Genomic DNA, 12,543 nt, shown 5'->3' with positions numbered 1-12,543 from the left:
GAACGCGGTGGTCCTGCGGTTCGTGGGATCCGGCAACCAACGATCTCAACAAAAGCTCATGGCGGAGGGGGGCCGAAGGCGCAACCCACCGCTCCCCGCGCGGCGACAAAAGGGTGGATTGCGCTTCCCTAACCTCACCCTACCGCAGCGTCATTGCTTCGGAAGCTTCCCCTTCAGCGCGTAGAGCGCATCCAGCGCCTCGCGCGGGGTCATCTCGTCCGGGTGCAGCGCCTTGACCGCTTCCATCAACAGTTCGGCCTCGCTCGGCGCAGCAGCTTCGGCGGCGGCGCGCGAGGGCACGGCGAACAGCGGCAAATCGTCGACCAGCGCGCGCGCGGTCTGGCCGCGGTCCTGGGCTTCGAGTTTTGCCAACACGGATTTTGCGCGCGTGATCACGGCCGGTGGCAGGCCTGCGAGCTTGGCCACCTGGATGCCGTAGGAACGGTCGGCGGAGCCAGGCAGGACCTCGTGCAGGAACACGACATTGCCCTGCCATTCCTTCACTCGCACCGTCGCATTGAACATCCGCGGCAGCTTGGTCGAGAGCGCGGTCAGCTCATGATAATGCGTGGCGAACAGCGTTCGGCAGCGATTGCTCTCGTGCAGATGCTCGATCGCGGCCCAGGCGATCGAGAGACCGTCGAAGGTTGCGGTGCCGCGACCGATCTCGTCGAGGATGACGAGCGCGCGTTCGCCGGCCTGGTTCAGGATCGCCGCGGTCTCGACCATCTCCACCATGAACGTGGAGCGGCCGCGGGCGAGATCGTCGGCGGCACCGACGCGCGAGAACAGCCGGTCGATGATGCCGATGCGCGCGCGCGAGGCCGGAACGAAGCTGCCGATCTGGGCGAGCAGGGCAATCAGCGCATTCTGGCGCAGGAAGGTCGATTTACCCGCCATGTTGGGACCGGTGAGCAGCCAGAGCTGGCCGGATTTTTGCGCAGGTCCAGGCGAAAGATTGCAGGCATTGGCAATGAACGGCTCGCCGTTGCGCTTGAGCGCCTGCTCCACCACGGGGTGGCGGCCGGCCTCGATGGCAAAACCGAGCGAGGAGTCCACCTCGGGCCGAACGTAATTCTCCTCGACCGCGAGCTTGGCGAGCGAAGTTGCAACATCGAGCAGCGCAAAGCCATGCGCGGCAGCGCGCAAATCGTCGCTGATCGCCAGCGCCCTGGCGCTGAGCCGCTCGAAGATCTCGAGCTCGAGTCCGAGCGCGCGATCGCCGGCGTTGGCAATCTTGGCCTCGATCTCCCCGAGCTCGGAGGTGGTGAACCGCACCTGGCCTGCCAGCGTCTGGCGATGGATGAAGGCCGCATTCAGCGGTGGCGACATCAGCTTGTCGCCATGCTGCGCCGTGACCTCGACGAAATAGCCGAGCACGTTGTTGTGCCGGATCTTGAGGCCCTTGACGCCGGTGCTGTCGGCGTAGCGCGCCTGCATTGAGGCAACGACCAGGCGCGAGGCGTCGCGCAGGTTTCGCGTCTCGTCGAGCGCCGGCTCGTAGCCCTGGCGCACGAAGCCGCCATCGCGCTTGATCAGGGGTAGCTGCTCGTCGAGCGCGCTGGCAAATTCTGCCGCGAGCTCGCGCGACGGCCGCTGCAGCGCCGCCATCACCGCTGCGATCTCCTGCGGCGGCTGGTCGATCTCGGCGAGCCGCGCCAGCGCCTGGTCGGCGGCCATGATGCCATCGCGCAGGCCTGCGAGGTCGCGCGGACCGCCGCGGCCGACCGAGAGACGGGCCAGCGCCCGTGACATGTCGGGCGCACCGCGCAGGATGCTGCGGATGTCCTCGCGCGCTGCCGAATCCGCAACGAAGCTGCTGACGGCATCGAGCCGCCGTGCGATTCCCGTCGCATCGGTCAAGGGCGCAGCCAGCCGCTGCGCCAGCAGGCGGGAGCCGGCCGAGGTCACCGTGCAGTCGATGGCATCGAGCAGAGAGCCGCGTCGCTCGCCCGCCAAGGTTCGCGTCAGTTCGAGATTGGCGCGGGTGGCCGGATCGATCGCCATGGTGGCGCCCGAGCTTTCGCGCGCGGGCGGCGACAGCGGCGGGTGCTTGCCGACCTGGGTGCGGTCGACATAGGTGACGGCGGCGGCCGCTGCCGTGGCTTCCAGCCGTGTCAGCTGCGCCAGCCCGTCCATGGTTGCGACCGCAAAGTAATCGCACAGACGCTTCTCGGCCGTGGCGCCGTCGAAGACGTCGCGGGTCAGCGGCGTTACCGCCGGCAGCTCGCGCAAGGTCGGCCCGAGCTCGCTGTCGTTATAGAGCGCGTCGGCAACGATGGCTTCGTTCGGGTTGATGCGCGCCAGCGTCGCGGTGAGCTCGCTCCCTGCGCATTCCGTCACCATGAATTCGGCGGTCGAGATGTCGATCCAGGCGAGGCCGAAGCGGTCGCCGCCGGCGGAGGAGCGGGCGCGCGCGATCGCCAGCAGATAATTGTTGGCGCGCGCGTCGAGCAGCGTATCCTCGGTCAGCGTGCCCGGAGTGACCAGCCGCACCACGCCGCGGCGCACCACGCTCTTGTTGCCGCGCGCCTTGGCGGCGGCGGGATCCTCGGTCTGCTCGCACACCGCGACCCGGTGCCCGGCAGTGATCAGGCGGTGCAGATAATCCTCGGAGCGCTCGACCGGCACGCCGCACATCGGGATATCCGCGCCCTGATGCTTGCCGCGCTTGGTCAGCACAATGCCGAGCGTCCTGGAGGCGATCTCGGCGTCCTCGAAGAACAGCTCGTAAAAATCGCCCATCCGGTAGAACAGCAGCAGGCCCGGATGGGCCGCCTTGATCTCCAGATATTGTTCCATCATCGGGGTGACGCGTGCAGCGGCTTCCGCTTGCGGTGCGGGCGTCGGGTCGGGCTCCGGCGCGGGGATGGGTTGTTGTAATGTCATGGGCGGCGCAACCTACAAAATTTCGCCGCTCGCTCCTATCGCTTTGGCTGGGGAGGGGAGGTTTTCCACGTTGTCCGCACGACGGGATACGTACGAGTGTCACACCCTCAGTCGTCATTCCGGGATGCGCCGCCGGGCGCAGGCCCGGAATCCATTCATCAGCGGTCTCTGCGGCCCTATGGATTCCGGGCTCGCCCCATCGGGCCGCGCTTCGCTGACCCGGTGGGGAGCCCCGGAATGACGGCTGAGGTTTCACATGCATCGCCCGCGAAACCGTCAATTGACCTGCCGCGGGCGCGCTCCTAAAACTCCGCCGTCATTGAAGAATTCTGGCCGAACCGCGGCATTTTGGGAGAACAGCGATGCGTGACGTCTTTATCTGCGATGCCGTGCGGACCCCGATCGGCCGCTTCGGCGGCGCCCTCGCCAAGGTGCGCGCCGATGATCTGGCCGCAGCTCCTATCAAGGCGCTGATGGCCAAGCACCCCAATCTCGACTGGTCGCAGGTCGATGAAGTCTTCTTCGGCTGCGCCAACCAGGCCGGCGAGGACAATCGCAACGTCGCGCGCATGGCGCTGCTGCTTGCCGGTCTGCCGGATTCGGTTCCCGGCCAGACACTCAATCGCCTCTGTGCCTCCGGGCTCGACGCCGTCGGCGCTGCCGGCCGCGCCATCCGCTCCGGCGAGGTTGAACTGGCGATCGCCGGCGGCGTCGAATCCATGACACGGGCGCCGTTCGTGATGGGTAAGGCACAGGAAGCGTTCTCGCGCTCCGCCGAGATATTCGACACCACCATCGGCTGGCGCTTCATCAATCCGCTGCTGAAGGCGCAGTATGGCGTCGACGCCATGCCGGAGACCGGCGAGAACGTCGCCGAAGAATTCCAGGTCTCGCGCGCCGATCAGGACGCCTTCGCGATCCGCTCGCAGCAGCGCGCGGGCGCCGCGATCGCCGCAGGTTACTTTGCCGAAGAGATCACCCCGATCACCATTCCCGGCGGCAAGGCCGGCCCGATCACCGTCGACAAGGACGAGCATCCGCGTCCCGAGACCACGCTCGAAGCCCTCACGAAACTGAAGCCGATCGTGCGCAATCCGGGCACGGTCACCGCCGGCAATGCCTCCGGCGTCAATGACGGCGCCGCCGCGATGATCCTGGCGTCTGAAGCCGCCGTGAAGAAGCACGGCCTGACGCCGCGCGCGCGCATCCTTGGCCTTGCCTCGGCCGGCGTGCCACCGCGCATCATGGGCATCGGCCCGGTGCCGGCGACCCGCAAGCTGATGGAGCGTCTCGGCAAGAAGATCAGCGATTTCGACCTGATCGAGCTCAACGAAGCCTTCGCCTCGCAGGGCATTGCTTGCATGCGCCAGCTCGGCGTTGCCGACGATGCCGATTTCGTCAATCCGCATGGCGGCGCCATCGCGCTCGGCCATCCGCTGGGCATGAGCGGCGCCCGCCTCGTGCTTACCGCCGTGCACGGCATGGAAAAGCGCGGCGGCAAGCTCGCCCTCGCCACCATGTGCGTCGGCGTCGGTCAGGGCGTCGCGGTTGCGATCGAGAAGTTGAACTGACGGGACGCTTAGCGTCCCGTCATCCCGGGGCCGCCCGCAGGGCGGAATCCGGGATCTCGAGATTCCGGGTTCAGTCCCACTCGGGCTGCCCGGAATGACAGAGTCGGATAAAGGAAGGAATCCTCAAACCCGCTTCCCCCAATTAGTTATATCCTATAATGATTGGCGGAAGCGTTGACCGGCTGGACCGAAATGGCCGGGGAGGAGTTCGCCGATGACATTCATCTATCCCGTCGACAGCAACAAGGCGCATCCGCTGCCGTTGTCGCCCGAGTACAAAAGCTCGATCAAGCGCGCGCCGAACAAGCCCTTGATCCCGATGCGCCACACCCTGTCGGAGCTGACCGGACCGGTCTATGGCCACGAGACCGTGCGTGAAGGCGACAACGATCTCACCCGCCAGCATGCGGGCGATCCGCTCGGCGAGCGCATCATCGTGCACGGCCATGTGCGCGACGAGGACGGCCGCGGCGTGCCGAACTCGCTGGTCGAGATCTGGCAGGCCAATTCCTGTGGCCGCTATGTCCATGTCCGCGACCAGCATCCGGCGCCGCTCGATCCGAATTTCACGGGCGCCGGCCGCGCGCAAAGCGATGCTTCCGGATACTACCGCTTCGTCACCATCAAGCCGGGCGCGTACCCCTGGGGCAATCATCACAATGCCTGGCGGCCGGCCCACATCCATCTCTCGGTGTTCGGCCATTCCTTCGTCACGCGCCTGGTGACGCAGATGTATTTCCCGAACGATCCGCTGTTCCCGTTCGACCCGATCTTCAACTCGGTGCCGGACGAGAAGGCGAGGGCGCGGATGGTCTCCTCGTTCGATCTCGAGAACACCCAGCCCGAATGGGCGCTGTGCTACCGCTTTGACATCGTGCTGCGCGGCAAGAACGCGACCCCAATGGAGACCAAGTAACGTGCAGGACAACGAGAAGGATAACGGGATCACGCCATCGCAGACGGTCGGTCCGTTCTTCAAATACGGCCTGACGCCGAACGGCGAGTACGCCTGGAACGACGCCTTCACCAACTCCACCCTCACGCCCGACGTCTCCGGCGACCGCGTCCGCATCGAGGGCCGTGTGTTCGACGGCGACGGCGTCGCCGTGCCGGATTGCATGCTGGAAATCTGGCAGGCCGACGCGCAGGGGCGCTTTGCCGATCCGCAGGACAAGCGCGCGCTGCCGAATGCAAGCTTCCGCGGCTTCGCCCGCTGCGGCACCGACAAGGACGGCAATTATTCCTTCGAGACCATCAAGCCGGGCGCGGTCCCGGATCCGGACGGCAAGCCACAGGCGCCGCATATCCTGCTTGCGGTGTTCGGCCGGGGCATGCTGCGGCATCTCTACACCCGCATCTATTTCAGCGACGAGGCCGGCAACGCCGCCGATCCCGTGCTGGCGGTGGTGCCTGCTGAGCGCCGCGCCACGCTGATCGCCGTGCGCGAGGCCGGCAAGCCGGTCTATCGCCTCGACCTGCGGCTCCAGGGCGGCGACGAGACGGTATTCTTCGACGTATGATGCAGCGCGTGCCGGCGATATCGGGTCGCCGGCACGGGTTTCTCATTCAGCGCAACTGCGCCCGTGGCTGCCTGCTTCAGGCCCGAATGATCCTGTTTCGCGTTTGTGTGTCAGCCACACTGACTTAAAATCGACCGTTTGGCGCTCTGTTCCCGTAGTCTAGCGGTGTTTGCGCGCTACAATTTCCGCGCGTGGCAAGTCCGTGTTTACCGTAATGATTTAGGGTCACCGCAAATCTGACGCGGGGCCCGGATCTCTCCATGAAAATTCGCCTGTCGTTGTCCTCCGCGATCATCGCGTTCGGGATCGTTCTCGCCATTGGCTTCACCGCCGTGGTTTCGACCAGCCTCTACGCCTTGAAGGAGCTGAAGGTCGGCGGCCCGCTCTATTCCGACATCAAGCTGGGCAACGATCTGATCGCCGACATCCTGCCGCCGCCGGAATACGTGATCGAGGCCTACCTCGAGGCGACGCTGGCGATGCGCGAGCCGGACCAACTGGCGGCCCATGGCGAACGCCTGGTCCAGCTCCGCAAGGACTATGACGAGCGCAAGGCATTCTGGGTCGCCTCCAGCCTCTCGGCCGATCTGAAGACGGCGCTGGTGTCGAAATCCGATACCGAGGTGCAGAAGTTCTGGAAGCTCCTATCCGACCAGCTCCTGCCGGCCGTCAAGGCCAAGGACACCGCCGCTTCCGAGCGCGCCTATGCGCAGCTCAAGGACGCCTACACCGCGCATCGCGCGGTCATCGACAGCATCGTCGAGAACGCCAACAAGCAGAATGCCGACATGGAGAAGCTGGCCGCGGACCGCGACAGCTCCATGCTCTACATCCTTCTCGGCGTGTCCGCTGCGGTCCTGGCCTTCATTGCCACCGGTCTGCTCGGCGTCGCGCTCGGCGTGGTGCGCCCGATCGTGCGCATGACGGATACGATGCAGAAGCTTGCGACCGGTGACCTCGCCGCCGACATCCCCTTCGCGCACCGTCAGGACGAGGTCGGATCGATGGCGGGCGCCCTGCTCGTGTTCAAGCAGGCGGCGGTCGACAATGCCCGGCTGCGCGAAGAACAGCAGCAGAAGGAGCAGGAGGCGGCGCTCGCCAAGCGCGGTGCCCTGCACCAGATGGCCGAGACCGTGGAGCGGGAAACCGGCCGCTCGGTCGATACCGCGAGCGCTGCGACCCAGGGCGTTGAACGGGCCGCCTCCAGCCTCTCCGAGATTGCCCGGTCGTTGTCCACGGAGTCGCAGGCGGTGGCTTCGGCGTCCACCCAGGCCCTGAGCAGTTCGCAAACCGTCTCGGCCGCGGCCGAGGAGCTGAGCGCCTCGATCCGGGAGATCGCGACGCAGGTCGCACGGACCAGCACCGTCACCAAATCGGCGGTCTCCGGCCGCGAGCAGGCGCGCTCGACCATTCAGGCGCTGGCCGGATCGGTGAAGAAGATCGCCGAGGTCACCGATCTGATTGGCGGCATCGCCGGCCAGACCAACCTCCTCGCGCTCAACGCCACGATCGAGGCGGCGCGCGCCGGCGACGCCGGACGTGGCTTTGCGGTGGTCGCAGCCGAAGTGAAATCCCTGTCCGACCAGACCGCCAAATCGACCGAGGAGATCGCGCGCCTGATCGCCGAGATCCAGGCCTCGACGCAGGCTGCGGTCGACGCTGTCGAAACCATGGGAGGCCACATCGCCGAAATTGACGGCGTTGCGACGTCGGTTGCCGCGGCGATGCAGGAGCAGGACGCGGCGACACGGGAGATCGCGCGGTCGATTTCCGAATCGGCCTCCGCCGCGAAGGAAGTCTCGGCCAAGATCGCCAATGTCAGCCGCGATGCCGGTTCGGTGAACGAGCGCGCCGCGGAGGTCAGGCAGGCCATCGCCGGCATGGTGGCCAATCTCGAAGCGCTGCGGTCGGTCGTGGTCCGGACGGTGCGGGACTCGACGGCGGCGGCCTAGCCGGCTGTTAAGGCCGCTGGCGCCCGCCAGAGCGGTATGCAGAATGGAGCAACGCGACGGGGGTCGGGCGCTCATGACAGATTCACGATTGCCGGAGGTGGCGGACGCAGCACGCCTCACCGCGGCGCTGCGCAAGGCCGGCGCGCTGGACGCCGGCGCCGTGCGCGAGGTGAAGGTGCTGCATGAGCGCGACACCGTCGTGTCGCACATCACCCGGCTCGGCCTGCGCTATGTCGGGGAATCCGCAGGCGCCCCGCAGTCTCTGATTTTCAAGACGCCGCATGCCGCATTCGCCAAGCCGCTGGCGAACGCTGGTCGCCACGAGGTGGCCTACTACACACAGATTGCACCGAGAATGCCGGCGCTGCTGATGCCGCGCTGCTTCGACGGGAATTTCGACGAGGAGAGCCTCGCCTGGCATCTGCTGCTGGAGGATCTCACCGACAGCCACGAGATCGCAACCGCCTGGCCGCTGCCGCCATCGCGCGGTCAGGCGACGGCCATCGTCACCGCGCTCGCGCGCTGGCATGCGGCGTGGTGGGACCATGCCGGTCTCGGCGAGACCGTCGGGGCCTGGGCGAGCATTGCCGATACAGCCGGAGATATGGAGACGTTCGCCTCCCACTACGACCGGTTCGCCGATCAGCTCGGCGACCGCCTCAACGAAGAGCGCCGCACGCTCTACCGCCGCTTCATCGATCGGTCGGACCGGCTGTTGCAGCGCTACCATTCGCACCGCCACGTCACCATCACCCATGGCGATGCCCATATCTGGAATTTCCTGCTGCCGCGTGCCGGCGTGGCTGACACCGTCCGCATCTTCGATTCCGACCAGTGGCGCATCGGCGTGCCGACCCGCGATCTCGCCTACATGATGGCGATGCACTGGTATCCGGAGCGCCGGCAGGCGCTCGAACGCCTTCTGCTCAACCATTACCACGACACGCTGATCGCGCACGGTGTCAGCGGCTATACGCGCGGCGCGCTCGATCAGGACTATCGCTGGTCGGTGCTCTGGCACATCACCAAGCCGGTCTGGCAATGGAGCATCAACATCCCGCCGGTGATCTGGTGGAATAATCTGGAGCGGGTGATGATGGCGGTGGAGGATCTCTGCTGCGAGGAGTTGTTATAGCGCGCTCGTGCAGCAAGCCGTCATTGCGAGGTGCACTTGCGACGAAGCAATCCAGGCTGCCGCCGCGGATACAGTCTGGATTGCTTCGCTGCGCTCGCAATGACGGTGTGAAGCGCTAACGTCCGAATGATCACTCCATCACCGCGTGTTCCGGCCCGGCCGCCTGCTTGCGCAGCGTGGCCTTGGTCGAGCCGATCAAGAGGGCGAGCGGGATGGTGCAGAGGATGAAGATCATCACCAGCTGGTAGTCATGCGAGAACGAAATGATCTGCGCCTGCACGCTGACCATTCTGTCGGCCATGGCGCGGCCGGCGTCGGTGGACAGATTGATCATGCCGCTGACGTCGGGCATCTGCAGTGCGTGGTTGAACGGGTTGATCCGCTCGGAGAGGATCGCATAGGTCCTCCGCGTGCCCTGCGTCAGCTGGGCGATGACGACGGAAATGCCGACCGAGCTCGCGACGTTGCGCATCAGGGTCAGCATCGCGGTGCCGTCGGTGCGCAGCTCGTTCGACAGGGTCAGGAACGCCACGGTCGAGAGCGGCACGAAAACCAGCCCGAAGCCAAAGCCCTGGATAACGCTGACGGTCACGATCTCCGGCACCTGGGTCAGGTCGGTCCAGCCGGTCATCTGGAATAGCGAGCCCGCGGTCAGCGTCAGGCCGATGATGATCAGCGTGCGCGCCTCGAAATAGCGCATCATGCGGCCGACCAGCATCATGGCGAAGAAGGTGCCGAAGCCGCGGCTCGCCAGCAGCAGGCCGGCGGTGATGATGGGATAACCGATCACGTTCTGCATGTAGGGCGAGGCCAGCGCCATGGTCGAGAACAGCACGAGCCCCATCACGATCATGAACATGCAGCCGGTGACGAAGTTGCGATCGCGAAACAGCGCGAAACGGATGAACGGCGTCGAGGTCGTGAAGGAGTGCGCCACGAAGAAATAGAAGGCGACCGCCGAGACGATGAATTCCGCGATGATCTCGTTCGATTCGAGCCAGCCCAATTGCTCGCCGCGGTCGAGCGCGAGCTGGAGCGCGCCGATCGCGATCGCCAGCGCCGCGAAGCCGAACCAGTCGAATTTGAGGCTCAGGTCCTTCCTGGTCTCGTCCATGAAAATGATCAGTCCGAGCACGGTGATGGCGCCGAACGGCAGATTGACGAAGAACACCCAGTGCCAGGAATATGTCTCTGTCAGCCAGGCGCCGAGCGAGGGGCCCATGATCGGCCCCATCATCACGCCCATACCCCAGATCGACATCGCCTTGGCGCGCTCCTGGAGCGTGTAATAGTCGAGCATCACCGACTGCGACAGCGGCACCAGGGCGGCACCGAACACGCCTTGCAGCAGGCGGAACAGCACCATCTGGTTGATGTCCTGCGCGAGCCCGCACAGCACGGAGGCGAAGGTGAACCCAGCCGAGCAGATGATGAAGATGCGCTTGCGGCCGAAGCGGTTGGAGATCCAGCCCACCGGTGCCGTCATGATCGCGGCGGCGACGATGTAGGAGGTCAGCACCCAGTTGATCTGGTCCTGCGACGCCGACAGCGTGCCCTGCATATAGGGCAGGGCGACGTTGGCGATGGTGGTGTCAAGCGCCTGCATGATGGTCGCGGTCATGGCGCAGATCGTCACCATGTTCCGGCGCAGGCCGGGGACCATCAGGTGGGCATTGGGGCCGGACACGGGATCAGTCCTTGTCCTGGTTCGCCGCGGCGGCCAGGCCGAAGAGGCCGGCCAGCGAGCGCTGATGGCCGGTGTCGATGGTGGCATAGACGCTCATGCCGGCCTTCAGCTTCCGCACGTATTTGTCGGTTTCGTCGAAATAGATCCGGATCGGCACGCGCTGCACCACCTTGACGAAGTTGCCGGTGGCGTTCTGCGGCGGCAGGATCGCGAATTGCGCGCCGGTGCCGGGCGAGAGCGAGCCGATCTTGCCCTTGAAGGCATGATTTGGGAACGCGTCGACCTCGAGCGTAACGGGTTGTCCTTCGGTGACGTAGGTGAGGTCGCTCTCCTTCGGATTGGCATCGACCCAGGGATGGGCAACGTCGATGATGGAGAACACTGGCGTGCCGGCGGTGACGTAGCGGCCGAGCTGGATCTGTTCGACCTGCGTCGCAACGCCGCCCATCGGCGCGCGCAGCACGGCGTGGTCGAGATTGCGCTCTGCGTTGTCGAGCTTGGACTTGGCCTGGGCATAAGGCGGGAATTTTTCCAGCGGCAAGTCGGTGTCGCCAAGCAGTTGCGTCTTGGCCGTCGAAATCTGCTGCTTGACATATTGCGCGATCGAGCCGGATGTCACCAGCGCGTTCGCGGCGTTGTCGAGGTCGAGCTGCGAGCCATAGCTGTTTTTCACCAGTGCCTGCTTGCGTTCGACGTCGCGCTGTTTCAGGTCGACGCCCCGCTGGGCGAGATCGAGCATGTCGCCGTAGATCTTTATGTTGGCGCGCAGGTTGTCATAGCTCGTCTGAGCCTGCGCGAGCTGCGCCTTGGCCTCGTCCACCGCGAGTCGGAACGGCACGGGGTCGATCTCGAACAGCTCGTCGCCCTGCTTGACGAGCTGGCCTTCCTTCACGACGACCTTCTCGATCTTGCCGGAGATATCGGGCGTCACCAAAACCTTTTGCGCGCCGACATAGGCGTCGTCGGTGCCGACGTAGCGGCCGCCATTGAGGTAGAAGGTGAAGCCGGCGACGGCGACGGCGATCGGCAGCACGACCAGGAGCAGGACGCGACGATAGCGGCGCAAGCCGGCCATCAGGCGGCGGCGCGGGTTGGTGCCGGCTTTCTTGGTGGGCTTGCCGCTGTCGATCTTCTGCTCGGGCTGGAATTTGAGAACCTGATCAGCCATAGCGTTGCTCCTTACGCGCTTGTTCCGCTCCGCTGGTCTGGATCGCGTTACGCACGTTTTCCTTGATTGTTTCGAGTTGGGTGAGGAGACGGTGCGCGTCAGCCGGACTGATGCCGTCGAGCGCATTGGCGGTGATTTCGGAGCGCAGCCCGCCCATTCGGCCGAGCAGCGTCCGACCCGCCTTTTTCAGGTACAGGCGTTTGACGCGACGGTCCGAGGCGTCATTGCGGCGCTCGAGCCAGTCATTGTCGCAGAGCTTGTCGATCAGGCGCGTCAGCGTGATCGGCTGCACCTCGAGGAGTTCGGCGAGTTCCGACTGCTTCATGCCCTCGCTGCGCTCGACCTTGGCCAGCACCGCCCATTGCGCGCGGGTGATGCCGAAACGGGATGCCTCCTTGTCGGCATAGACCCGCAGCAGGCGGTAGAGCTCGGAGAGCGTAAACAGGAAGTTCTGGTCCACGGGCCCGCGGCTCATGAGCTTGGTCTCCAATAAGCTTGAAATACTATAAGCAAGCTTATGATTATTTCATGGCGGCTTGGCGCGCCGCTGCCCCGCCGGAAAAGCATGGCTGACAGCCGCACCCGGCCCGGCCTTTGGGTTCCACGGCCAAAATGCTAGAA

The 12,543-nt window shown here is 65.4% G+C and carries 9 protein-coding genes; 5 read left to right on the top strand and 4 right to left on the bottom strand.

Annotated elements, in window-relative coordinates; translation table 11 throughout:
• Positions 1–150 precede the first annotated feature (150 nt).
• On the bottom strand, positions 151–2,889 hold the full coding sequence (gene mutS, locus GWG65_RS12780; RefSeq protein ID WP_275195916.1) for a DNA mismatch repair protein MutS: 2,739 nt from the start codon (positions 2,887–2,889) through the stop codon (positions 151–153).
• A gap of 362 nt (positions 2,890–3,251) precedes the next feature.
• On the opposite strand from mutS, the gene pcaF reads away from it, so the two are divergent.
• The 5 genes from pcaF (at position 3,252) to GWG65_RS12755 (ending at position 9,067) form a co-directional block, all read left to right on the top strand.
• Positions 3,252–4,460, top strand: coding sequence for a 3-oxoadipyl-CoA thiolase (gene pcaF, locus GWG65_RS12775; protein WP_275195915.1), 1,209 nt, complete (start codon positions 3,252–3,254; stop codon positions 4,458–4,460).
• 214 nt (positions 4,461–4,674) lie between these two features.
• The gene (gene pcaH, locus GWG65_RS12770; protein WP_275195914.1) at positions 4,675–5,376 is read left to right on the top strand and encodes a protocatechuate 3,4-dioxygenase subunit beta; all 702 of its coding nucleotides are present in this window, start codon (positions 4,675–4,677) and stop codon (positions 5,374–5,376) included.
• A gap of 1 nt (position 5,377) precedes the next feature.
• Positions 5,378–5,980, top strand: a complete 603-nt coding sequence (pcaG, locus tag GWG65_RS12765; RefSeq protein ID WP_275195913.1) for a protocatechuate 3,4-dioxygenase subunit alpha — start codon at positions 5,378–5,380, stop codon at positions 5,978–5,980.
• A 260-nt stretch (positions 5,981–6,240) separates the two neighbouring features.
• Complete coding sequence (locus tag GWG65_RS12760; protein WP_275195912.1) at positions 6,241–7,932, top strand: methyl-accepting chemotaxis protein; 1,692 nt, start codon at positions 6,241–6,243, stop codon at positions 7,930–7,932.
• Between the two features lie 73 nt (positions 7,933–8,005).
• On the top strand, positions 8,006–9,067 hold the full coding sequence (locus GWG65_RS12755) for a phosphotransferase (RefSeq protein WP_275195911.1): 1,062 nt from the start codon (positions 8,006–8,008) through the stop codon (positions 9,065–9,067).
• A 130-nt stretch (positions 9,068–9,197) separates the two neighbouring features.
• Here GWG65_RS12755 and GWG65_RS12750 read toward each other — a convergent pair whose 3' ends face one another.
• Genes GWG65_RS12750 through GWG65_RS12740 form a run of 3 tightly spaced genes read right to left on the bottom strand, consistent with a single transcriptional unit; the run spans position 9,198 to position 12,397 of the window.
• Complete coding sequence (locus tag GWG65_RS12750) at positions 9,198–10,754, bottom strand: MDR family MFS transporter (protein WP_275195910.1); 1,557 nt, start codon at positions 10,752–10,754, stop codon at positions 9,198–9,200.
• 4 nt (positions 10,755–10,758) lie between these two features.
• Positions 10,759–11,922, bottom strand: coding sequence for an HlyD family secretion protein (locus tag GWG65_RS12745; RefSeq protein ID WP_275195909.1), 1,164 nt, complete (start codon positions 11,920–11,922; stop codon positions 10,759–10,761).
• Positions 11,915–12,397 (bottom strand): MarR family transcriptional regulator, encoded by a 483-nt coding sequence (locus tag GWG65_RS12740; RefSeq protein ID WP_275195908.1) that lies wholly within the window; start codon positions 12,395–12,397, stop codon positions 11,915–11,917. Before GWG65_RS12740 ends, GWG65_RS12745 begins: the two co-directional genes overlap by 8 nt.
• Positions 12,398–12,543 lie beyond the last annotated feature (146 nt).

The sequence above is a fragment of the Bradyrhizobium sp. CSA207 genome (assembly GCF_029051685.1).
Lineage (GTDB): Bacteria > Pseudomonadota > Alphaproteobacteria > Rhizobiales > Xanthobacteraceae > Bradyrhizobium.
Note: the sequence above shows the minus strand (reverse complement) of the source record. Positions and strands in the feature narration are given on the sequence as shown.